12 protein-coding genes are annotated in these 24428 nt (G+C 73.2%); 5 read left to right on the forward strand and 7 right to left on the reverse strand.

The window, feature by feature from the left end; all coding sequences use genetic code 11:
• Nucleotides 1-28: 28 nt before the first annotated feature.
• From ACIBCM_RS00445 to ACIBCM_RS00465, 5 genes are all read right to left on the reverse strand, one after another.
• Nucleotides 29-1987, reverse strand: coding sequence for a hypothetical protein (locus ACIBCM_RS00445; RefSeq protein ID WP_399238524.1), 1959 nt, complete (start codon nt 1985-1987; stop codon nt 29-31).
• Entirely contained in the window at nt 1984-6297 is a 4314-nt protein-coding gene (locus ACIBCM_RS00450) for a DUF5682 family protein (RefSeq protein WP_399238526.1), read from the reverse strand. The genes ACIBCM_RS00445 and ACIBCM_RS00450 overlap by 4 nt, the downstream gene beginning before the upstream one ends.
• The gene (locus ACIBCM_RS00455) at nt 6284-7444 is read right to left on the reverse strand and encodes an AAA family ATPase (protein ID WP_399238528.1); all 1161 of its coding nucleotides are present in this window, start codon (nt 7442-7444) and stop codon (nt 6284-6286) included. Before ACIBCM_RS00455 ends, ACIBCM_RS00450 begins: the two co-directional genes overlap by 14 nt.
• Nucleotides 7441-12450 carry a hypothetical protein gene (locus ACIBCM_RS00460; RefSeq protein WP_399238530.1) on the reverse strand — a complete coding sequence of 1670 codons (5010 nt, stop codon included), beginning with the start codon at nt 12448-12450 and terminating at the stop codon, nt 7441-7443. Before ACIBCM_RS00460 ends, ACIBCM_RS00455 begins: the two co-directional genes overlap by 4 nt.
• Before the next feature lie 62 nt (nt 12451-12512).
• The gene (locus ACIBCM_RS00465) at nt 12513-13388 is read right to left on the reverse strand and encodes a DUF4132 domain-containing protein (RefSeq protein ID WP_399238532.1); all 876 of its coding nucleotides are present in this window, start codon (nt 13386-13388) and stop codon (nt 12513-12515) included.
• Between the two features lie 150 nt (nt 13389-13538).
• Between ACIBCM_RS00465 and ACIBCM_RS00470 the strand changes: the two genes are divergently transcribed.
• From ACIBCM_RS00470 to ACIBCM_RS00490, 5 genes are all read left to right on the forward strand, one after another.
• Entirely contained in the window at nt 13539-13727 is a 189-nt protein-coding gene (locus ACIBCM_RS00470; protein WP_399238534.1) for a hypothetical protein, read from the forward strand.
• Nucleotides 13728-13831: 104 nt separating this feature from the next.
• Nucleotides 13832-15169: a deoxyguanosinetriphosphate triphosphohydrolase gene (locus ACIBCM_RS00475; protein ID WP_399238537.1), complete on the forward strand. Its 1338-nt coding sequence runs from the start codon at nt 13832-13834 to the stop codon at nt 15167-15169.
• 146 nt (nt 15170-15315) lie between these two features.
• Nucleotides 15316-16578, forward strand: coding sequence for an NAD(P)/FAD-dependent oxidoreductase (locus tag ACIBCM_RS00480; protein WP_399238539.1), 1263 nt, complete (start codon nt 15316-15318; stop codon nt 16576-16578).
• Nucleotides 16579-16658: 80 nt separating this feature from the next.
• Nucleotides 16659-18575 carry a DNA primase gene (gene dnaG / locus ACIBCM_RS00485; protein ID WP_399238542.1) on the forward strand — a complete coding sequence of 639 codons (1917 nt, stop codon included), beginning with the start codon at nt 16659-16661 and terminating at the stop codon, nt 18573-18575.
• 572 nt (nt 18576-19147) lie between these two features.
• Nucleotides 19148-20488 carry a sigma-70 family RNA polymerase sigma factor gene (locus tag ACIBCM_RS00490; protein WP_399238544.1) on the forward strand — a complete coding sequence of 447 codons (1341 nt, stop codon included), beginning with the start codon at nt 19148-19150 and terminating at the stop codon, nt 20486-20488.
• Between the two features lie 252 nt (nt 20489-20740).
• Here the strand turns inward: ACIBCM_RS00490 and ACIBCM_RS00495 are convergent, their stop codons facing one another.
• Both ACIBCM_RS00495 and ACIBCM_RS00500 read right to left on the reverse strand, forming a co-directional pair.
• Nucleotides 20741-22663: an ABC transporter ATP-binding protein gene (locus tag ACIBCM_RS00495; RefSeq protein WP_399238546.1), complete on the reverse strand. Its 1923-nt coding sequence runs from the start codon at nt 22661-22663 to the stop codon at nt 20741-20743.
• Nucleotides 22660-24393, reverse strand: a complete 1734-nt coding sequence (locus tag ACIBCM_RS00500) for an ABC transporter ATP-binding protein (protein WP_399238548.1) — start codon at nt 24391-24393, stop codon at nt 22660-22662. Before ACIBCM_RS00500 ends, ACIBCM_RS00495 begins: the two co-directional genes overlap by 4 nt.
• Between the last annotated feature and the right edge of the window lie 35 nt (nt 24394-24428).

Raw genomic sequence — 24428 nt, forward strand, 5'->3', positions numbered from 1 at the left:
GGTCAGACGCCCGCCACGGCCGATCGGTTCACCGCGGTGAGGGGACGTGGGCCGGGGGAGCGGGCGCCGACCAGGCCGCGGGCAGCAGCGAACGCGCCGCTGCCGAGGTGTACACGGCCGCCGCCAGCCAGGCCGTGGCGAAGGCGTCCGGGTCGGCCGGCAGCAGCCTGCCGAGGCCGTCATGACGGCGGTCGGCCGCCGTCTCGGCCAGGGAACGCGCACACCGGGCCCCCGTCGTCAGCCCCACCTCCCGCAACCGGCGCGGCAGTTCACCATCGGCCGAGGCCGCGATGACCGCGCGCCCTCCGGCGACCGCGCGATCGACCGTGCGACGGAGGAGATCCAACTCCATGGGCAGTGCGGGCGGCGGGGCGGGGAGACCCCCGGGTTCCGTGGCTCCCACGGCGGCCGGCAAAGGCTCGGGTATGTGGGAACGGTTCAGCCTGCGCAGTCCCAGATCCATCCGCACCGGCTCACCGCCGTGCCCCTCCCATGCCGCCGCCAGCGCCTGCACACCGCCCGGACGGTCACCCACCACCCGTCCGATCAGCCGCAGCCGGAGCCCCGGCCGTGAGGCGATCAGCCGCAGATTCTCCCCGTACGGCAGCTCCGGACGCTCGTCGGGGGCCAGCAGCCGCACCAGCGGGCCGTGCGTCACCCGGAAGCCCTCCGAGGTGACCGTCCCCGTCAGAAAGAGGAGATCGCCGCCCGCGGTACGGGTCTCGGGGGACCGCGCCAGCCAGTCCAGCGCGCCCGCGAGCTGATCCGCCGGGCGCCGTTGCCAGAGGGCGTCGAGCGGCGGCTCGTGCCAGCGGGCTCCCGCCGCCTTCACGGACCGCACCCGGGAGCCGCCGCCGATACGGCCGTCCGGCGAGAGCGTCGGGTTCGTCAGCATCACCCCGCCGCCGTCACCCCAGGCGCGCAGTGGCAGCGCACAGCCGCCCGGGAGGGGCGCACCGGCCGCCTGGAGCGCACGGGCCGGTTCACCGGGTGCCACATCGGAGACCGTGTAGAGCGTGCCGTCGGACGCACAGCCGTACGCCGTCGCGCCCGCGTAGCCGGAGGCGGTGACGACCGGTTCGGTGAACAGCCCGTACAGCCGCAGGGGTTTCGCGGGCTCGTAGGAGCGCCGGGCGGGCGTCACCGCGTCGGCGGGGCTGCGCAGCAGGTCCAGCAGCTCGGCCAGCTCGCCCGAGAGCGCGGACAACCGGAACGAGGGATCCTCCGAACGCGCCTCTCCCAGCAGCCGTACGATCCGCACCGCGGCCGCGGCGGGCAGATGCAGCCCCGCCAGCCGGCCCGAGTGCGCCGCGTGCAGCAACTCGGCCCGGTGAACCGCCCCGGCCCCGGTGACCCCCGTGACCAGTACGGCCGTCGCGGCGGTACGGAGCGCGGCGACGGCGGTGACCTGGGCCGGTGACAGCGCGACCGCGGCCCCGGGACGGGAACCCGGACCCGTGGCGCGGGCGGGCCCTGCGGCCTGGGCCGAACCGGTGGCCTCGGTCGGACCGGCGGCCTCGGTCGGACCGGCGGCGGGAGCCCGAGCCGGGCTCGGCGCGGGGGCCGTCCCGGGCGCGGGCCCCGGGCCGGCCGGGGACTCGGGCGCTGGCTCATCGGGGCCGGCCGCACCCGGGGCGCCGTGGCGCTCCGCCTCCGGTGCTTCCGGTAGTCCCGTTACGCCGGGGGCCTCTTCGGCCAGAGGAGCGCTCGACAGGACGGCCGCACGGTGCAGACAGGCCGGGGCGAGCAGACAGTCGCACACCGCGTCGTCCGCACGGGCCACGATTCCGCCGGTGACCCTCAGGGTCACGGCGGTCTCGCCGTCCACCCCGATCCGTACGCCGTCCGGCGTCGCCTCGACGGGCCAGCCGGGCACCTTCGCGAGCGCGCCGTCCACCCGCTTGCGCAGTCGCGCGGGCAGCAGATCGAGGGCCCCGGCCGCGACATCGGCGGCCACCGGGGGAAGGGGCGTCGACGGTGTCGTCATCGCTGCGTACCTCCTACGCGCTCGCCGACCCAGCGGGCCAGCTCCAGAGGGCTGAGTGCGGCGACCGGCATTCCCGCGGCGACCAGGCGGCCCGCCACGGCGGTCGAGTATCTGGGCAGGCCCTCGTTGTCGAGGGAGGCGCAGCCGAGGACATGGCAGCCCGCGTCGACCAGGGTCCGCACCTCGGAGAGCAACGGGCCGACCGGCCCGCCCTCCTCGAAGTCGCTGATCAGGACGGTCAGCGTGCGGGACGGCACGGTGACGAGATCGCGCGCGTACCGCAACCCGCGGGCGATGTTGGTGCCCCCGCCGACCCGGACCTCCAGCAGCAGGCCCAGCGGATCGTCGACCTGGTCCGTGAGGTCGAGGACCTCGGTGGAGAAGGCCACGAAATGTGTGCTGAGAGCCGGGACTCCGGCGAGGACGGACGCCGTCAGCGCGGACCAGATCGTCGACGCCTCCATCGAACCGGAGACGTCCACCACCAGCACCAGCCGCCAGTCCGTCGACCTGCGGGCGCGGGTACGGAACACGGGCCGCTCCGGCAGCACGCTCACCGCACCGGTGTCCGGGTCCCTGCGGGCGGTCGTCAGATTCGCCCGCAGGGTACGCGGGAGATCCAGCGGGCCGCCGGGCCGGCGGGTGGGCCTGGGGTGGGTCAGTCCGGTGAGCGCGGGCCGCAGCCGGTTGGCCAGTGCCTCCGTCAGCTCCCGTACCAGCCGCGCCACCAGTGGTCTGAGCCGGGCGAGCTGCTGCTCGGGAAGTCCGCCCGCGTACGAGAGAACCGTCCGCAGCAGTTCGACCGACGGCCGGGCCGCCGAGGGATCCAGCTCGAACGCGGCGTCGACCCGGCCCGCGTCCGCGGCGGATGCCAGTACCTCCTCCCGCACACCGGGTCCGAAGAGCGCGGCCAGCTCCTCCGACCAGGCCCGCACACCCGGATACGAGGGCTGGTCGCCCCCGCCGGAGCCGCTCCCGCCGTACCCCTCGTCACCACGGGAGCCCTCACCGCGCCCCCGGCCGTACAACTCGTCCAGCGCGGTGGCGTACCGGCGGGCCCCTCCGCTCAACTCCCGGCCCCGGCCCAGCAGCAGCCGCCACCGCTCGCCGGGCGTGAGCGCGATGCCCCCGCCTTCCGCACCGGGGACGGCGGTCCCGCCCGAACCAGTCTCGCCGTCCGGACCGAACCCGCCCGAACTCGTGCCGCTGTCCGGGCCGGTGCCGCTGTACGAGCCGGTGGCGCCGTACGAACTGATGCCGCTGTCCGGACCGGTAGCGCTGTCCGGAGGCGACGCCACGGAGCCGACGCTCAGGGAACCGGTCCTCTCGGCACCCGCTCCCACGGAGCCGGTCCCTGCCGCCCCGGCCCTCCCGGACCCGCCCTCCTCGGCCCCGGCTTCCCCGGAACCCGACGACGTGACCACGCTCGCCGAATTCCCGGACTCCGAATTCCCGGACTCCGAATTCCCAGGCCCCGCACCCCTGGACAGCACCACCCGGGGTCCCGGCCCGGAAGCGGATCGCGGCCAGGAGCCGGATCCCGGCCCGGAACCGGGTCCCGCCCCCGGCCCCGATGCCCCGGCATCCGGTGCCGCTGCCCAGGAACCGGGCCCTGACACCACGGGGTCCGGTATCCGCGCTCCCGTGCCGGCGCCCGCCTCCGCCGCCGGGCGGCCGTCCATGCCGGGCGTGTCCCCGGCAGCGGCGGCAGCGGCGGCAGCACCGGCGCGGGAACCGGAACCCGGGGGCGCCGTCACACCCTCCTCGCCCGGGCCCAGCGCCCTCGCCGCCAGAGCCTCCCTGCCCGCCAGGTCGGCCAGCGCCAGCAGACCCAGCGTGCCGGGGTCCGTCACCGGGCCGGAGAGGGTGCCCGCCGCCGTACCCGTACGGTCCTCGACCACGGACAGCAGACGGGAACGGGCCGCCGGAGACAGCGTGTCGAAGCCCGCCCGCAGCGCCGGCAGCCGGTCCAGGAACCTCCGGTCCGTCAGCGCCTCCACCCTCTCCAGCAGGGGATCCAGCGCCCGGCCGGTCTCCAGCAGAGGGCCCGCCGCGAGCAGCGTGCCCCGCAGGAACTCGGCCAGCCTGCCCCGTAGTTCGGAGGTGTGGGCGGCATCCGCGCGCGACGCCAGGCCCGCGCCGAACCCGCCCGGATCCCGCTGCCCCAGCAGCACCCGCGCGGCCCCCGCCGCCCCCTGGATCAAAGGCGTCGCGTCCGTCTCCAGCCGGGCCAGCGCGTCCGCAAGGCGCAGTCCGCCGCCGATCTCCGATGCGCGCCCCGCGAGCGAGACGAGGGCCCGGGCGTCGGACGGATCGGTGGAGCCCGCGAGGCCGTCGAGGGAGCGCACCCCCGCCGTGGTCAGCTCCTCGTACGCGGCGTCAACCGCCGGCCGCTGCCACCCGGCGTCGAGCCCCGGCACATGCCCGGACCTGATGCGGTCCAGCAGGGCCATGCCCGAGAGCAGTTCGGGCAGGGTGCCCGTCGCCGGCAGCAGCTCGGCCAGTTCACCCAGCCGTTGGGCGGCGAGTTCCGGCAGGGCGCAGCGGACCGCCTCCGCGAGGCCGTCGACGGCCTCCGCCGCCGTCGGCCCGCCCTGCCGCTGCTCCTCCGCGCGCCGGCGGCGCAGGACTCCGGACGCCGCCTGCTCCAGGGTCACTCCGTGGAGTCCGGCCACATCGAGCATCGCGGCCGTCGACGGGGACCAGGCCACGGCCCAGCGGGTGGTGAGCGCCGCCGCGTCGCCGACTCCCGCGACCTCGGACTCCTGCCCGTACGGAACGCGGCACACGGCGAGCCGCCGCAGACAGATCTCACGGCGCCGGTCGAGGTCGGTGCGCAGCACGTCCAGTCGCAGCTCCCGGGACCCGGGCTCCCCGGGCCCGGGCAGCTTCAGACCGGCGAGCTCCGCCTCGACCGCGGGCCCGAGCCCCGAACGCGGTGTCCCCGGCGCCAGCCTGCCCTGCCGTCCGCCGACGAGGACCTGCTCCATGGCCGTGGCCACGACCCGGCCGCGCCCCAGCAGCCGCCCCTGTGTGAGCACGGTCTGGGCCGCCTCGGCCAGTTCGCCGCGGCCCGCGGCGGGCAGCCCGCGCAGGGTGGCCAGATCGCGTGCCATCCGTACGACTTCCCGCGCGTCGGCGGGGCCGCTCGGATGCCCGGCCTCCCGGACGGCCGCACAGATCCGTACGGCCGTGGTGGTCAGCAGCTCGTCCAGCAGCCGGGGGTCGCCCGCCGCCCGCAGGACGCCGTGCTGCCACTCGGGATCCCGGATCCCGGCCGGGTATCCGGAACGCTCGTCGAGCAGCGGATACGAGTACGGCACCAGCGAGGTGACGATCTCCGTGTGTTCCGCGGCGCGCTTCCCCGGACCGGACCCCTCCGCCGGCCCCCGGGCGGTGCCTCTCGCCTGCTCCGGCCGGTCGGCCGCCGTGTACCCGGGGCCGCCGCCCCCGGCGGGGACTCCTCTGAGCGCGGGTGCGTGGAACGCGCCGATCACCGCCGCCGCACGCCGCTCCCCGCGCTCCGCCAGCCGCCGCCGCATATTGGCCTCGCGCCGCAGGTCGTACGGGTCCACCGCGCCCGCGTCGGCGCGCAGGGCCCAGCCGACCAGCAGGGCGGCCCGGCGCAGGGCCTCCGGCTCACAGCCGGGGGCGGCCGCCTCGACGAGCCGGTCCCACAGATCGTCACCGGGACGGCCCCCCGCCCGCGCCCGCAGGGCCGCCGTGAGCGCCCCGGCGGGGGTGGCCCCGGAGACCGGAGCGGTGCGGGCCGCGCCCTCAGGGCCCGCATCGGTCCCGCCATCCTCGGGCGCTGCGGACATGCCGTGCTCCGGGCCGCCCGCCGGGGCCCTGTCCGCGCCGGGTCCGGGCACCTCGGGCCCGGCCGCCCCGGGGGAGGAGCCCGGCACCGGCTCCTCGGGCTCCCTGCGTGACCGGGCGGCCAGCGGCAGATCGAAGGGGACGACCTCGACCCCCGCCTCCCGCGCCCACCGGAGCGCGGCCAGCTCCGGCGAGAACTCGGCGAACGGCAGGAACACCAGGGCGTCCCCACTGCCCGCCAGCGCGACCGGCGGCACGGTCGCCGGGTCGGACAGATGCCCGAGCCACGGCGCGAACTCCTCGGGCAGTTCGATGAACAGCACCTCCGGAGCCGCCGCGTCCAGCAGCGCCGGAACCGCCGCGGCCAGCGCGGGGGAGTGATGCCTGACCCCGATCAGATACGGGTCACGGCACCCGGCGAGCGAGGACAGCGCCTCCTCGGGCTGCCCGCCCGCGGGGAACGGAGTCCCCGGCGCGTCAGGCGAGTTCATCGCGGAGCTCCCACAGCGTCCGCCACAGCGGCGCGCCGCTCTCGGCCCGGCGGCGGACCGGGCCGTCCCAGTACCCGAGGAGCCGGGCGTGGTCGGACGGGTCGTCCTTGCGGACCGTGCCCAGCAGATGCCCCGGCAGGGTGCGTACGACATCGCGGCCGTCGCCCAGATAGGCCGCGCCGATCCCCATCGACGTGGCGACATGGACCGCTTCGGCCGTGGACATCACCGTCGAGGGCCGCTCGATCTCCCAGCCCTCGGCGCTGCGGCCCGAACGCAGATCCCGGAACGCCGTCACCAGCGCCTCCAGCACCGCGTCGTCCACCCCGAACGCGGCCCCCGACCGGGCCAGTGCCGCCGTGGCCTGGCCCCGTACCAGCGCCGTCTCGGCGTCGAGATCCCCGATCGGCCCGACCTCCTCGAAGTTGAACCGCCGTTTCAGCGCGGCGGACATCTCCGACACGCCCTTGTCCCGGAGATTGGCCGTGGCGATCAGCGTGAAGCCGGGCACTGCGTGCACGGTCCCCTCCGCACCGTCGTCGCCCGCCAGTTCGGGCACCGAAATCCGGCGCTCGGAGAGCAGCGACACCAGCGCGTCCTGCACCTCGGGCAGACAGCGGGTAACCTCCTCGACCCGGGCGACCGCGCCACGGGTCATCGCGGTCAGGACCGGCGACGGCACCAGGGCTTCCCTGCTCGGGCCCTTGGCGAGGAGCATCGCGTAGTTCCAGCCGTAGCGGAGCTGGTCCTCGGTGGTGCCCGCGGTGCCCTGCACGGTGAGGGTGCTGGAGCCGCACACCGCGGCGGACAGCAGCTCCGACAGCATCGACTTGGCGGTGCCGGGCTCGCCGACGAGCAGCAGCCCGCGCTCGCCCGCCAGGGTCACCACACAGCGCTCGACGAGCGCCCGGTCGCCCACGAACTTCCGTGACACCACCATGTGCCGTCCGTCCGCCGCCTTCTGCGGCTCGTCGCCCGAGCCGCAGACGAACCGCACCACCGAGCGCGGTGTCATCCGCCAGCCCGGCGGCCTCGGCCCCGTGTCATGGGCGGCGAGGAACTCCAGCTCCTCCCGGTACCGGTCCTCCGGCAGCTCCACCTGACGTACCGCACGCGGCACATCCGTCCCCGGCATCTCGTCGCTCATCGCGAACCTCCTCTGGCGTTACGGCCGCCACGCCCCTTGAACTCCTCGAACCCCGGCGCGTCGCCGTCCGTCACCCGCCGCCAGGCCGCCGCGAACAACTCGGGCACCGGCCGGTCCGGCACCACGAAGCCGTACATGCTCCAGGGCAGCAGTGAGGTCTTCCAGCTCTCCACGGGCAGCCTGGGGGCCTTGGCGTCCAGCCAGCCGCCGGGCAGGAACAGCGAACGTCCCGCCCGCGACCGCTTCGCCTCCACCACCAGGTCCGTGGCCGCCAGTTCGGCGCGCGCCTTCTTCAGCCGGGCGGGCTTCCAGCCGGTCCACTCCGCCTGGTTCCTGTCGGTCGGATCGGGCAGCGCCAGCAGCATCAGATACAGGCACGCCGCGTCCTCCCCGAGGCCGAACCGCTCCTGTACCCCGGTGACCAGCCCGGGGACGCTGTGCGCCGGGGACTGCGCCGCTCCGGGCGGGCCGTCGGCGCTCACCAGGGCCTCGAACTCCGCGCTCAGCAGCGTCCGCAACTCCTTCAGATACGGCTTCTCACCCGCCACCGCGACCAGGAGCTTCAGCGCGGGGTGATCGGGTCCCGCACCGTCGCCCGCCACCACGGCCGAGGTACGCACCCACACCGAGTCCCCCTCGGACGAGTAGCGCATCGGCGTCAGCACCAGGCCGTCCGACAGCTCGACGATCCCCTCCGAGGCCTTGCCGCGCCGGGCCAGTCCGGAGGCCTCCCGGAGCCGGACCGAGGTCCCCTTGCCCGTCTCGTCCCAGTCCACACCGAGGTTGACCAGCAGCTCGGGGTCGGCGAGCCGCTCGCGCAGGGCTCGCAGAGTGACGGGCAGGGTCGCTCGCAGGGGGTCCCCGAACGGCAGCCGGTAGGCGAGCCAGCGCAGCGTGCCGGCATACGCGTCGATGTCCGAGCCGGAGAGCAGCTTCTCCCGCTCCGCCGGTACCAGGTCGTCGTCCCCGTCGAGCCGCTGTGTGGTACGACCCGTCAGTTCGGGCTGCGCCTCGGGGTTGAGGGCCTTGTCGAGCCGCACCTCCGGAACCCGGTCGGCGATCGCGCGGGTGACCAGCCATGACGGCGCGACACGCCGCTTCCCACGGGCCGCCACCCAGGCCCCGACCAGGGGTTCCAGGTCGAACCCGTCGGCCCACAGGCCGTCGACCCGCTCCGGGCCGGGCAGCAGCAGGCCGACATAGTGCCGGCGCTCGGCACCGGACAGCTCCCGGAGGAGCCCGCGCCCGGCCTTGGCGTCGGGCGTCCCGAGCCCCAGCGGAGCAAGGTACTCCGCAGGAAGCAGATCATCCCGGCCGAGGCCGTCGACACCGAAGAGCCCGAGCTGGAGCAGCGCGGCGACCGCGCCGCTCACACCGGCCGCCCCGGCGAACTCCCCGGCCTGCTCCGGCCGGTACGGCATCGGCCCGCGCTCCCGGACGGCGTCGGCCAACCGGCGTACGGCATCGGCGCGGACCGGGTCGTCGGGGGAGCCCAGCACTTCGGACTCCACCTCCACCAGGCCCTTCCAGGCGCCGAAGGTCCCCGTCGGGTCGTACTCGACGCAGTCCCAGTGCGCGTGGTTGTCCCCGCCGTACCGGTAGCCCGTGAACAGCAGGCGCCGCGCGCCCGAGTGGAGGACCTCCCCGAGCATGCTGAGGAACTGGCCCATTTTCCGCGACTTCAGATGCACGGTGCGCAGCCGTCCGCGGGGGTCCGCGAGAATCGCCTCGCCGTCCGCCCGCACGGTGAGCGCCAGGTCCAGGAACTCCAGCAGTGCCTTCCGCTCGGCCTCCTCCACGACGGGCGATGCCGCACGGACGGCGGTCGCCGCGATGCCCGCGCCGGGCAGGGCCGTCCAGGCGATCCCGGTGGCCGACAGGTCGGACTTGGAGGCGTCGGCGTCCGGGGCGAGGACGTCACGGAGCGCATAGAGCTGGCCCATGGCGGTGGCGGCGTGCTGCTCCCAGGAGTAGCCGCCGCGGGGGCGCCGCTCGGTGAGCCCGGACAGCGCGTTCCGCAGCAGTCCGTCGTGCGCGTGAAGGACCACCCGGTCCGCGGCGCGCGAGGTCGGAGCCAGCCGTCCCTCCTCCGCCCACTTGGCGAGCCTGGCGACCCGCCCGGCCTGGTGCGCGGCCTCGCCGACGAGCCCGGCGACCCCCGCCAGCAGCCCCGGGTGGGTGATCGCGGGCAGCAGGTTCCGTACGGCGTCCTCCGGCTTCGCGCCCTCGACGACCGCGGTGACCAGGGCCTGGGCGTCCTCGGTGGTCACCTCGCGCAGCGCCGCGGAGCCCTCCTCGTCACGCGGGCGCAGCGCGTGCCAGTACCCCACGGGCGGTACGAGGGGGGTGCCTGCCGCGTACGCCCCGCCGAGCCCGCCCTCGGTGACGGAGGACAGGAGCATCCCGTCGGCGTCATGGAACTCGATCTTCGCCTCGTAGCCGCGCGTCTCGCGGGGGTGCAGAACGGCACCGCCGGGCAGCCGCATCGGCGGCATCGGAATCCCGCCCGACAGATACCGCGGATCGGCATTCACCGAAACGGGGATCGCCGGGCTGCGGCTGCCGTCGACCGAACAGGCGGTGAGGGTGTGCGTCCCCGGATCGAATCGCACCCACCAGCCGAGCAGACCGTCCTTGCTGCCGAACGGCGAGGACTCCAGCCCCGGTTGTACGGGCAGCATGCGGCAGTACCCCTCCAGCAGGGTGCCGCCGCCCTCGGCGAGCGCCGAGTCGAAGAAGGAGGGCACCGAGATCCGGCCCCGGCGGGCGGACCCCGGGTCGTAGTCCCACCAGGCGCCCTCGTGGAGCACCCAGACCGAGATCCCGTCCGAGGCGACCGCCCGCCACTCCTCGGCGAACGACGTGTCACCGGCGCGCACCGGCCGTCCGCCGAAGGTGCGGCCGCCGTCGGGCAGTTGCAGGGAGGGAGTCTGGTGGGAGACCCAGTTCTCCGGAGGCGTGCCGTCGGGCTGGAAGACATCGGCCGCGCGGCCCGACCAGCGGGCCCGCCGGTCGTCACCGACTCCGCTCACGGTCAGCCACTGCCCGCCGACGTACCGGACGTGCGGGGTGTCCCAGGTCTGCTTCTTCTGAGCGGGCAGGGAGATCGTCAGCCGGTCCAGCACCCCGTCGGGGCCGGTGACGACTGCTTGCATCCCCAGCCGGACGATCAGCCCCGGCCAGGCGTCCGACAGGCGGTACCAGCCGGTTTCGCCGTGGCGGTTGATCTGGACAGCGGCCTTGCGGTCGGGTTCGCCCAGTCCCCTGAGGCCCTCCTCCAGCGCGGACCAGCCCAGCTCGTCCAGGACACCCGCGCGCAGGGTGTGCGCGAGCGCCGGGGCGGGGGAGAACGAGGCGATACGGCCCAGGGCTTCCGGCGCGGCCGCCAGCACCGGGGGGAACCCGGCCACCAGCAGCCTCCGCAGCAGCCGGTCGACTCCCGGGAGCGCCATCGGCCCGGTGAGGTCGTCGGCGCGGTCGGAGAGCCAGCCCACCAGCGCGGTGCGCAGCGCGGGATGCTCCGCGATCCAGGTGAGCCGGGACTGCGCGTCACCGCCCTGTGCGAGGCCCTCCACCCCGGCGCGCAGCACCCGCGCGAACCGGGGGTCCGCGGCCAGCGCCGCCAGATCCCTGCGGCCCTCCTGAGGGCTCTGCAGCCAGCCCGTCAGATCCAGCGCCGTGACATCGTCCGCGGGCGTCCCCACCGGGATTCCGAGCGCCAGACAGAGGTCCAGCACATCGAGATCGACGCTGTCTCGCCGGCCCGAGCGCACCAGGGTCACCGGGGTGCCGTCCTCGATCAGGCGGTCCGCCAGCCGCTCCACCAGTGCCAGTTCGGCCGGGAGCCGCTTGGTGGAGCGCCAGCCGCGCTGCCGGTGCAGGCACCACCCCGACAGCCAGCCGGCGGCCGGAACGCTCCCGTCCAGCAGCAGTTCGATGGCCCCGCACTTGTCGAGCAGCGCGAGCCAGGAGCCGTCGAACTCCTCGGGGCTGTCGCCACCCGCCGACGGCAGCAGCGCCAGCAGCCTCTCCCGTACACCACGGTCCTCGGCGGCCACCTGGGTCAGCGCGGTCAGCGCGGACTTCCAGAAGCTCCCCGACGCCCGGCTCATCACCCCCGTCGGGATGATCTCCCCGATCAGCTCCCGCTCCTCGGCGGCGGCGTCCAGCCCCGCGGCCCTGGCGAGGCGCCGCAGGTCCTCCAGCATGCCCGCGTACGGGGTGAGCCCCGCCGAGCACCGCTGCGAGGTGACGACACGGAACTCCGCGTACGCCCGGTCCGGGCCGAGCCGTTGACTCAGCCCCTTGGCGTGCTCCCGCAGGGCCTTGCCGCTGAGCGCGCCCGCCCCCGCGAACTCCAGGAACACCTCCCGCAGCCGCTCCTCGTCCACCGGCAGCGCGTGCCGCTGCTCGGCCGCCCGCGCCTTGCCGAAGAACACGGACGCCTGCTGCTGCGACTCGACGGCGAGGAAGAGCCGCGCCACCTGTTCGTAGTACGTCGGCAGGAACTGCGGTACGGAGCGGTCGAGCCGGTCGCCGATCTCGTCGAAGCCCTCCTTCGCCAGCCCGGGCTTGGTGGACACCAGCCGGGTCAGCCGCTCCATCTCCTTGACGACCGCCAGCGCGTGATGGCCGTGCTCCGGGTCGTTGACCAGTGCCCAGGCCGGGAAGCCGAGCGACTGCCGCTTCACCCGCCCCACCGGCACCGCGCCCCCGGACCCGAAGCCCAGATACTCCAGCGCCAGGTCCTCGGCGGGCCCGATGGCCTCGGGCACCAGCCGCACCACCGTGCGTCCGCCGAGCGCGGGGTGCCCGTACGTCCGCGCCGTCAGCCGGTCACCCGGGCCCGCGTCCCCGGCCCCCGTGCCCCCGGCGGCGCCCCGCTTCCCGGCCCGGCCGCCGCTCGCGCGGCCGCCCGTACCGGCACCGCCCGCGTCTTCGGCGTCCTTCACTTCCTCGCCCGCGCCGAGCGGGAGCACCGCCCCGGCTTCCAGCAGCCTGTCCATGGATCCCCCCACAGTGGTTCGCCCCGTCTCTTCGCCGGGGTTCCGTCCATCCCGTGCCCCGGTCACCGGAGCGCGTCCTCGTCGTCCACGGCCACCCGGCCCGCGTACACCAGAGCGGCCATCCGCTCGCCCTCCGACCAGGCGACCGGCCCCACCTCGTCGAGCGGCAGCCTGCGGCCGTCCCTGCCCCGCCACTCCAGGGAGCCCGTCAGCGCCTCGGCGTCCGGATAGTCGGCCCCCAGCCAGTACGCCGCCTCCAGGGCGCGGCCGTCCTCCACCAGCGGGCACAGCGCCTGCCCGCCGCGCACGCGGTAGCCCAGCGACACCGCACGCGCCGTGGCGTGCCGCAACTGCTGGAACCTCCCGTCGGCGTACGCCTTCCACTCCGTGCCGGAGGTCTCGGCGGGGCGCCGCCACACCTCACGGAACAGCTGCTCCACCTTCTGCTCCACACCCAGCTCGACCGCGAACTCCCGCAGATCGTCCAGGTCTTCGAGGAGCACCGGGTGCGGGATCAGCACGCTCTCGCACTCCAGGCGCACCGAGTCGCCGTCCAGGTCGACGATCCCCGCGCCCTTCTCCCCATCCGCGTCGCGCAGAAAACCGGCCCGCGACATATCGGCCCCGCCGTCCGCACCCACGGGCGCGACCACCAGATCGCGCAGCGCCGACTGCCAGGCCGCGTCCGGCCACACCCGGGCCAGCAGCGCCACCGGGACGGGCAGCGAACGCACCAGCCAGGTGTCCGCCTGCTCCCCGCACTCCCGCTCGTGCCGCTCCAGCCACTCGGCCAACTGCCGCAGCCGCACCACGGCGACGTCGTCCCTGAGCTTGGGCGGCACCTGCTTGAGCTGTCGCCCCGCCGCATTCCTGCACAGCACGTCCGTGCCGTCCAGCGCTACGGTGTATCCACCGGCCTCTGTCTCGATCCAGCCCATGGCAAGACCGCCCCTCCCGACGCTTCGGATCTGATGTCGATCACACTAGGTGAGGGGTCCGACAGCCCGCTCACACGCCGTCGAGCCTGTGGACAACTCTTGTCATGAGTAGGCAACCCTGTGGCAATTCGGCCAGGGCACGATCTGTTCATGACGGAGCCGGAGCACCTTCGTGAGTCCCCGCCCCTCGATACGACCGCCCAGCTGCTCAGCCGGATCACGGCCCAGCTCGGCACCCAGCTCAGCAGCGTCCGACGGGACGGAACGCGCAGGCGTCCGGCCCCCGCGGACCCGCGGCCCGGCCGGCCCGCGCCCCCGCCGCCGGGCGGCGGGAACTAGTGCTGTGACGCCGCGGGCCACCGGCAGACCTTTCCGGCCACAGCGCTGCCCCCGAGTTATCCACAGGCTGCCCGTCCGCCACGGCATCCGGTTACCTTCGGTGCATGGAAGGCACCACCGGCATCACTCCGACCGGGCCCGGCACCAGGGGCCACCACCACCATGCGTACGACGACCTGTACGACGAACCGGCCACCGCCCGCTGGGCCCCCGAGCCCGACAAGCGGCCCGGCCGCACCGCCTTCCAGCGCGACCGCGCCCGGGTGCTGCACTCCTCCGCGCTGCGCCGCCTCGCGGGCAAGACCCAGGTCGTCACCCCCGGCACGCGCAACCAGGCCTGGGACGCCAGCCCGCGCACCCGGCTCACGCACTCGCTGGAGTGCGCCCAGGTCGGGCGCGAGCTCGGCGCTGCCCTCGGCTGCGACCCCGACCTCGTCGAAGCCGCCTGCCTCGCCCACGACCTGGGCCACCCGCCCTTCGGCCACAACGGCGAGGTGGTGCTCAACGACTTCGCCAAGGACTGCGGAGGCTTCGAGGGCAACGCCCAGTCGCTGCGCCTGCTCACCCGGATCGAGCCCAAGCGGTTCATCCGCACCGGCGACGGCTCCCTCACCAGCGTCGGACTCAATCTCACCCGGGCCGCACTCGACGCGGCCACCAAGTACCCCTGGGCGCGCGGCGGTCACCCCGCCGACCCCCGTTCCGTGAAGTTCGGCGTGTACGAGGACGACCTGCCCGTCTTCGACTGGGTCCGTGAGGGCGCACCCGAGTACCGCAGATGCTTCGAGGCCCAGGTCATGGACTGGTCCGACGACGTCGCCTACTCGGTGCACGACTTCGAGGACGGTCTGCATGCCGGTCACATCGACCCCAATCTGCTGCTCGCAGAGCCCGAGCGCGCCGATATGTGGCAGCTCGCGATCGGCCGTTTCGTACCGGCGGACACCGATCCCGAGGAGCTGTCCCAGGCCCTGGACCGCCTCGTCGACCAGGAGTGGTGGCCCCATCACTACGACGGTTCGGCCGTGGCGCAGGCCCGGCTCAAGGACGCCACCAGCCAGCTCATCGGCCGCTTCTGCCTCGCGGCCGAGGGCGCGACCCGCCAGGCGTACGGCACCGGACGGCTCACCCGGTACGCGGCCGAGCTGGTCGTGCCCCGCGCGGCGAGGAACGAGTGCGCGGTGCTCAAGGCCGTCGCCGCCCGGTATGTGATGCAGCGTGCCGAGCAGGAGGCCCTCAGAGCCGACCAGCGCATCGTCCTGGCGGAGCTGGCGGAGGCGCTGACGCTCCGCGCGCCCGACAGCCTCGACCCGCAGTTCCGGGCCCTGTTCGACGCGGCGGAGGACGACCGGGCGCGCGGTCGGGTGATTGTGGATCAGCTCGCCTCGCTCACCGATGCCTCCGCCCGCACCCTGCACGCCCAGCTCACGGCCCGTCGCTGAGCCACCGGGACAGCCGGAGAGCGCGCGGGCGGGGACACGCCCGGACGCACTCCCTCTTCCGCCATCACGCTCCGTGCGGGACGCTCGCTGGAGGCTGCGCAGCGTGGAACCACAGAGTCAACGCACAAGCAAAGAGGAGGCATCAAGTGGTCGACGGACATCGGACATTCGTCATCGTCGGCGGTGGTCTGGCCGGGGCCAAGGCCGCCGAGACCCTCCGTGCCGAGGGATTCACCGGGCGAGTGATCCTCATCGGCGACGAACGCGACCACCCCTACGAACGCCCGCCGCTCTCCAAGGGCTACCTCGCCGGGAAGGAGGCCCGGGACAGCGTCTTCGTCCATGAACCCGCCTGGTACGCACAGGCCGACGTCGAACTCCACCTCGGCCAGACCGTCGTCTCCGTCGACCGCGACGGGAAGTCGGTGCTGCTCGGCGACGGTACGGTTCTGCACTACGACAAGCTGCTGCTGGCCACCGGCGCGGAACCCCGCCGACTGGACATTCCGGGCACCGAACTCGCCGGGGTCCACCATCTCCGCCGCCTCGCCCACGCCGACCGGCTGCGCCGGGTGCTCGGCACCCTCGGCCGGGAGAACGGCCAGCTGGTCATCGCGGGCGCGGGCTGGATCGGTCTGGAGGTCGCCGCCGCCGCCCGCGGCTACGGCGCCGAGGTCACCGTGGTCGAGCCCGAGGCCACCCCGCTCCACCAGGTCATCGGCCCCGAGCTGGGACAGATCTTCACCGAACTCCACCGCGACCACGGAGTCCGCTTCCACTTCGGCGCCAGGCTGACCGAGATCACCGGCCAGGACGGCATGGTGCTCGCGGTCCGCACCGACGACGGCGAGGAGCACCCCGCCCACGACGTCCTCGCCGCGATCGGCGCCGCCCCGCGCACCGCGCTCGCCGAAGCGGCCGGTCTCGCGCTCACCGACCGCGCCCACGGCGGCGGGATTGCCGTCGACGCCGCCCTGCGCACCTCCGACCCCGATATCTACGCCGCCGGCGACGTGGCCGCGGCCCTCCACCCCCTGATCGGTTCCCGGCTCCGGGTCGAGCACTGGGCGAACGCCCTGAACGGCGGCCCGGCCGCCGCGCGGTCCATGCTCGGCCAGGACGTCTCGTACGACCGTGTCCCGTACTTCTTCTCCGACCAGTACGACCTGGGCCTGGAGTACTCGGGCTGGGCGCCCGCCGGCTCGTACGACCAGGTGGTGCTGCGCGGGGATGTGGGCAAGCGGGAGTTCATCGCCTTCTGGCTCAAGGACCGCCGGGTCCTCGCGGGCATGAACGTCAATGTGTGGGACGTGACCGAGCCCATCCAGGCGCTGATCCGCGCGGACGCGGCCGTGGACCCCGACACGCTCTGCGATCCCTCCGTCCCGCTGACGGCCCTCACCGGGTGACCGGCGTCCCCGCGGGCGCCCCCGCGGAAGGTCATCCAGGGGCAGGCCCGGGTGTCACCGTGTGACCGTAGACTTCACGCGTGGCAGGCAGGATCAACGATGACGACATCAAGGCGGTCCGGGACGCGGTCCCGATCGACGCCGTCGTGTCCGAGTACCTCCAGCTGCGCAACGCGGGCGGCGGCAATCTGAAGGGGCTCTGCCCCTTCCACGACGAGAAGTCGCCTTCCTTCCAGGTCAGCCCGAGCAAGGGACTCTTCCACTGCTTCGGCTGCCAGGAAGGCGGTGACACGATCGCCTTCGTCATGAAGATCGACCATCTCACCTTCTCCGAGACGGTCGAGCGCCTCGCCGCCACCGCCGGCATCACCCTGAGATACGAGGAGGGCGGGTACAACCCCAGCCATCAGCGGGGCGAGCGCATCCGCCTGGTGGAGGCGCACAAGATCGCGGCGCAGTACTACATCGAGCAGCTGGCGACGGCGGCCGAGGCGGAGACGGGCCGTGCGTTCCTCGCCGAGCGCGGCTTCGACCAGGCCGCCGCCCAGCACTTCAGCGTCGGCTACAGCCCTCAGGGCTGGGACCACCTCACCCGTTTTCTGCGCGGCAAGGGCTTCAGCGACAAGGAGCTGATCCTCTCCGGCCTCTCCCAGGACGGCCGGCGGGGTCCCATCGACCGCTTCCGCGGCCGGCTGATGTGGCCGATCCGGGACATCTCCGGCGATGTCGTCGGATTCGGCGCCCGCAAGCTCTACGAGAGCGACAACGGACCCAAGTACCTCAACACGCCCGAGACCGGCATCTACAAGAAGTCCCAGGTGCTGTACGGCATCGACCTGGCCAAGAAGGAGATCGCCAAGTCCAGCCGGGCCGTGGTCGTCGAGGGCTACACGGATGTGATGGCCTGCCATCTCGCGGGCGTCACCACCGCGATCGCCACCTGCGGCACGGCCTTCGGCGGCGACCACATCAAGATCCTCCGGCGCCTGCTGATGGACAATGCCACCGCCGAGGTGATCTTCACCTTCGACGGCGACGCCGCCGGACAGAAGGCCGCCCTGCGGGCCTTCGAGGACGACCAGAAGTTCGCCGCCGAGACCTCCATCGCGATCACCCCCGGCGGTATGGACCCCTGTGACCTGCGGCTCGCCGAGGGGGACGACGCCGTCCAGAAGCTGGTCGAGACGCGTACACCGCTGTTCGAGTTCGCCATCCGCCAGCTCGTCGCGCGCCACAATCTGGAGACACCGGCCGGCCGGGCCGCGGCCCTGGACGAGGCCGCCCCCATCGTCGCGGGCATCAAGAACATCGCGATCCAGCACGAGTCGGCCGTGCAGCTCGCGGGCATCGTCGGCATCCTCGACACCCAGTTCGTGGTCAAGCGGGTCGCCCAGCTCGCCCGCTGGGCCCGGGACCGCGGCGGCCGGGGCCCGGCCGCCCCCCCGTCCCGTACGAACGGACAACGGCAGCAGCCGGCGGCGCCCGAGGCGCCGACGGGAGCCGCCGGGCCCGCGCTCAATCTCCGCAGCCCCGCCCACCGTACGGAGCGCGAACTGCTGAAGCTCGCCCTCCAGCACCCCGAACTGGTCTCCCCGGCCTTCGACGCGTACGGCGTGGACGAGTTCACCGCGCCCCCGTACGCGGCGGTCCGCCAGACCGTCGCCGACGCGGGCGGAGCGGAGCAGGGCATGGTGGACACCTCCGGCTATCTCGCCCGGGTACGGGACGCGGCGCCGAACGACACCGTGCGCGCCCTGGTCACCGAGCTGGCCGTCGAGGCCGTCCATGCGAAGACCGTCGACGACGGCTATGCGGGCGTGCAGCTCGTCCAGGTCAGACTGCGTGCCGTCGACCGGCGGATCGCCGAGGTCCAGGGCGCCCTCTCCCGCCTCGGCCCGCATGCCGGCCCCGAGCAGCACACGGCCGTACAGAACGAGCTGTGGGTGCTCCAGCAGTACGCCCAGTCCCTGCGGAACCACGGCGCGAACGCCCTCTGACCTGCGCTCTCATCCTCAGGGCGGACACACGCCCGCACCGCGGGCCCACCGGGCCGAGCGGCCGGACCGGTCGGCAGGGCGGAGTGGCCGGTCGACAGGGTGGAGTCGCGGGGCACCAAGGCGACCGCTCCGACCGGGCCGAGTATCCGGCCACCACACCCGGGCCACCCGCGCCCGCCCGCGTCCACCAAGCCGCGCCCCCGCCACCACGCCCGGGCCCCGGCCACCCCGCCCGCGCGTACCAGCCCGTGCGCCCTGCCACCACGAGCCCCGGGCCCCGGCCACCGCCCGACCCGCACAGACGACCTCGGCCGCCCCCACCGAGGACGGCATCCCGGACACGTACGCCTGTCCTCGCTCAAGTGCCCCCGTTCCCGGGCGTATCGCCGTCCCGGGCCCGCTGCTCGGGGCGGGCCCCGGCGCCAGGAGTTCCGTCCGGGACCACTCCGGCAGGAGGAATCCCGGCCGACGCGTACATCTGCGCGAGGGTAACCAGCCGGTTACGGACCGGACTCAGAAAATCCCCGCACGCCCCTCGTGGTGAGGATGTGTCGTACCCCACACTGGGGGCGGTGCCTGAGTCCTCGGAGCGCGGCCGGTCCACCCACAGTGGTCCTCTTATCCCCGCGGATCCGTTCATCGTGTACGGGACGGACAGCGGCCCGGCCGCCTCCGTCCCGCTGCCGCATGCCCCCGAACCGGCAGCGATCACCCTGGAGGTCGCCCCCGTGCAGACCCAGACCCTGTCCGAGACCCTGACGGAACCCCCGGTCACCGCCGGTGCGGCGCACGAGCCGGAGGCGCCGGCGGGCGTCGCGGCCCCGGAGACCGCGGCGGGCGTCCCCGCGCAGAGCATGCCGTCCCACCACCCCGAAGCCGTCCCCGAGCGTCCGCCCCGGGCCGCCCCGGACCCCCCGCCCGTGACGGCGCCGGAGAATCTCGTCGAGGACGCGGTGGATCCACCGGAACCCCCGCCCGCCGCCCGCGGCGAGGGCGGCGGGCCGTCGTCCGATCTCTTCCGCCAGTATCTGCGCGAGATCGGCAGAATCCCTCTGCTCACGGCCGTCGAGGAAGTGGAACTGGCGCGCCGGGTCGAAGCGGGGCTCTTCGCCGAGGAGAAACTCGGCAGCACCCCCGACATCAACAACTCGCAGCTCGCCGTCGACCTCGACCGGCTCGTCGTTCTGGGGCGGATGGCCAAGCGCCGGCTGATCGAGGCCAATCTCCGGCTCGTCGTCTCCGTCGCCAAGCGCTATGTCGGCCGCGGACTGACGATGCTGGACCTCGTACAGGAGGGCAATCTCGGCCTGATCAGGGCGGTCGAGAAGTTCGACTACGCGCGCGGCTACAAGTTCTCGACGTACGCGACCTGGTGGATCCGCCAGGCCATGTCCCGCGCCCTCGCGGACCAGGCACGCACGATCCGTGTCCCCGTCCATGTCGTCGAGCTGATCAACCGGGTCGTACGGGTGCAGCGCAGGATGCTCCAGGAGCGCGGGTACGAACCGACCGCCGACGACGTCGCCGCGCAGCTCGATCTGCCCCCGGAGCGGGTCAGCGAGGTCCTGCGGCTCGCGCAGGAGCCGGTGTCGCTGCACGCCCCGGTCGGGGAGGAGGACGATGTCGCGCTCGGGGACCTCATAGAGGACGGCGACGCGGCCTCCCCCGTCGAGTCCGCGGCCTTCCTGCTGCTGAGGGAGCATCTGGAGGCGGTCCTCTCCACCCTCGGCGAGCGCGAACGCAAGGTGGTCCAGCTGCGGTACGGGCTGGTCGACGGCAGGCCGCGCACCCTGGAGGAGATCGGCCGGATCTTCGGTGTGACCCGCGAACGCATCCGCCAGATCGAGTCCAAGACCCTCAACAAGCTGCGCGACCACGCGTTCGCGGACCAGTTGCGCGGCTATCTCGACTGATCCCGGCCCGGAGGCCCCGCGCCGGGATGCGCGGGAGGCCGACGCCGGGATCCCGCTGCCCGAAAAGTTCCAAAGGTCTGGATGGTTGGGAAAGGAACCCGGAACCCAGGCCCCGGAAAGCCCCCGCGGGCCCGGCCCCCGAAGCACCGAGCCGACCCGACACCACCCGGGACAGCCCTGCCCGTCCCGGGCCTGCGCTACCCGACACGCCCGGGCCGGAGCGGAACGGAGCCCGCCGCTCCAGCCCGGGCCTCAGTCCACCTCGGCCACCGCCTGCGCGAACTGCGCGGAGTACAAGCGCGCGTACGCGCCCTCCGCCGCCAGCAGTTCGTCGTGCGTGCCCTGTTCCACGATCGCGCCGTTCTCCATCACCAGGATCACATCCGCGTCCCGGATGGTGGAGAGCCGGTGCGCGATGACAAAGCTCGTCCGGCCGTGGGCGAGCCGCGCCATCGCCTTCTGGATCAGCACCTCGGTCCGGGTGTCGACCGAGCTGGTCGCCTCGTCCAGGACCAGGATCACCGGATCGGACAGAAACGCCCGCGCGATGGTGATCAGCTGCTTTTCGCCCGCGCTGACGCCCGAACCCTCGTCGTCGATGACGGTGTCGTAGCCGTCGGGCAGCGTCCGGATGAACCGGTGCGCGTGCGCGGCCCTCGCCGCCTGCTCGATCTCCTCGCGCGTGACCTCCCGGGAGGCCCCGTACGCGATGTTCTCGGCGATCGTGCCGCCGAACAACCAGGTGTCCTGGAGCACCATGCCGATGCCGGAGCGCAGTTCCTCCCTCGGCATCTTCGCGATGTCGACCCCGTCGAGACTGATCCGGCCGCCCGTGACCTCGTAGAACCGCATCAGCAGATTGACCAGTGTCGTCTTGCCCGCACCCGTCGGACCGACGATGGCGACCGTGTGGCCGGGCTCCACCGTCAGGGACAGATCCTCGATGAGCGGCTTGTCCGGGGCGTAGCGGAACGCGACCTTCTCCAGCGAGACCTGTCCGACGGGCCGTCCCACCGGGCCGGTCGACGGAGTGTCCGCCTCCTGCTCGTCCGCGTCCAGCAGTTCGAAGACCCGCTCCGCGGACGCGACGCCCGACTGCACGAGATTGGCCATCGAGGCGACCTGCGTCAGCGGCATGGAGAACTGCCGGGAGTACTGGATGAACGCCTGCACATCGCCGATCGACAGCGTCCCCGACGCGACCCGCAGCCCGCCGACGACGGCCACCAGCACATAGTTCAGGTTCGAGACGAACAGCATCAGCGGCTGCATGACCCCGCTGTTGAACTGCGCCTTGAAGCCCGCCTCGTACAGCACCTCGTTCTGCTCGGCGAAGTCCCGCGCGGACTCCTCCTGCCGTCCGAAGACCTTCACCAGGGCGTGGCCGGTGTACATCTCCTCGACATGGGCGTTGAGCTTGCCGGTCGACTTCCACTGCTGGACGAAGTGGGGCTGTGAGCGCTTGCCGACCTTCGTCGCCACGAAGACCGACAGCGGGACGGTCACCAGCGCGACCAGCGCCAGCAGCGGGGAGATCCAGAACATCATCGCGAGCACACCCACGATGGTCAGCAGCGAGTTGATCAGCTGGCCCATCGTCTGCTGGAGGGTCTGCGCGATGTTGTCGATGTCATTGGTGACCCGGCTGAGGACCTCGCCGCGCTTGGCCCGGTCGAAGTACGACAGCGGCAGCCGCGACAGCTTGGCCTGCACATCCTCGCGCATCCGGTACACGGCCCGGTTGATCACCTTGATCGACAGCCGGGTGGCGACCAGGGCCAGCAGCCCGGAGACGACGAACAGCGCGAGCGCCAGCAGCAGCACCTCGCCGACGGCCGTGAAGTCGATGCCCCGGCCGGGGGTGAAGCCGACGCCCGAGAGCATGTCGGCGAGCCCGTCGTCCCCCTTCGCCCGCAGATCCTCGATCGTCCGGGCCTTGCTCGTACCCTCGGGCATGTTCCGGCCGACGACCCCGGCGAAGACCAGGTCGGTCGCCCGCCCCAGCACCATCGGCCCGACCACCGAGAACGCCACGCTGAGCACACCCGCCGCGAGCATCAGCCACAGCAGCTTCCGGTCCGGGGCCAGCCGCCTCAGCAGCCGCTTCCCCGAGCCCTTGAAGTCCATGGACCGCTCGACAGGGCCCGTCATCATGCGTCCGCCCGGCCCGCTCATGCGGCCTCCGCCTCCGTCAGCTGCGAGAGCACGATCTCGCGGTAGGTCTCATTGCTCTCCATCAGCTCGCGGTGGGTCCCCGCACCCACGACCCGTCCCTCGTCCAGGACGATGATCCGGTCCGCGTCGCGGATGGTGGACACCCGCTGGGCGACGATCACGACCGTCGCCTCGGCCGTCTCGTCGGACAGCGCTGCGCGCAGCGCCGCGTCCGTGGCGTAGTCGAGCGCCGAGAACGAGTCGTCGAACAGATAGATCTCCGGCCGCTGCACCAGCGTCCGCGCGATCGCGAGCCGCTGCCGCTGACCACCGGAGACATTCGTTCCGCCCTGGGCGACGGGAGCGTTCAGCCCGCCCTCCAGTTCCCGGACGAAGCCGGCCGCCTGGGCCACCTCCAGCGCCCGCCACAGTTCCTCGTCGCTCGCGCCCGGTTTGCCGTACCGCAGATTCGTGGCCACCGTGCCGGAGAAGAGATACGGCTTCTGGGGCACCAGCCCGACCGTCCGCGCCATCAGCGCCGGATCGAGGTCGCGCACATCCACGCCGTCGACGAGCACTTCGCCGTCCGTGGCGTCGAACAGCCGCGGTACGAGGCCGAGCAGTGTGGACTTGCCGCTTCCGGTGGAGCCGATGATCGCGGTGGTCTCACCGGGGCGCGCCGTCAGAGTGACCTCGCGGAGCACGGACTCCTCGGCACCCGGGTAACGGAACTCCGCGTTCCGTATCTCCAGGTGTCCATGGCGCTTCAGCTCCCGTACCGGTGCGAGCGGCGGCACCACGCTCGAATCCGTCGCCAGGACCTCCTCGATCCGCTCGGCGCAGACCTCCGCGCGCGGCACCATCATGAACATGAAGGTGGCCATCATCACGGCCATCACGATCTGCATCAGATACGCGAGAAAGGCGGTCAGCGCGCCGATCTGGATGGCGCCGCTGTCGATCCGCTGCGCCCCGAACCAGACGACGGCGACCGACGAGACATTGACGACCGTCAGCACGGTCGGGAACATCAGGGCCATCAGCCGCCCGGTGGCCATCGACACATCGGTCAGGCCGGTGTTGGCCTCACGGAAGCGGCCCCGCTCGTACTCGTCGCGGACGAAGGCGCGGATGACGCGATTGCCGGTGATCTGTTCCCGCAGCACACGGTTCACGGTGTCCAGCCGCTCCTGCATGGTCCGGAACAGCGGACGCATCCTGACGACGATCACCGACACCGCGATCCCGAGCACCGGCACCACGGCCAGCAGCACCGCGGAGAGCTGCACATCCTGGCCGAGCGCCATGATGATGCCGCCGACACACATGATCGGCGCGGAGACCATCAGGGTGAACGCCATGAGGACCAGCATCTGCACCTGCTGGGCGTCATTGGTGGTCCGGGTGATCAGGGAGGGCGCGCCGAAGTGTCCGACCTCGCGGGCCGAGAAGCTCTGCACCCGGTCGAAGACGGCCGCGCGGATATCCCGGCCGAGTGCAGAGGCGGTGCGGGCGCCGTAGTAGACGGCACCGATATTGCAGATGACCTGCACCACACTGACGGCGATCATGACCGCGCCGAGCCGGAGGACGAAGCCCGTGTCCCCTTTGACGACGCCGTCGTCGATGATGTCGGCGTTGAGGGTGGGCAGATAAAGGGTGGCGCTGGTCTGGAGCAGTTGCAGCGCCACCAGCAGGGCGATGGGTCTCTTGTACGGACGCAGGTACGTCCGCAGCAGTCGTATCAGCACGCGCTGTCTCTCGGGTCGGCAGGTTCGGGGCGTTC

Origin of the sequence: Streptomyces sp. NPDC051018 (assembly GCF_044456085.1) — a bacterium.
Classification (GTDB): Bacteria; Actinomycetota; Actinomycetes; order Streptomycetales; family Streptomycetaceae; genus Streptomyces.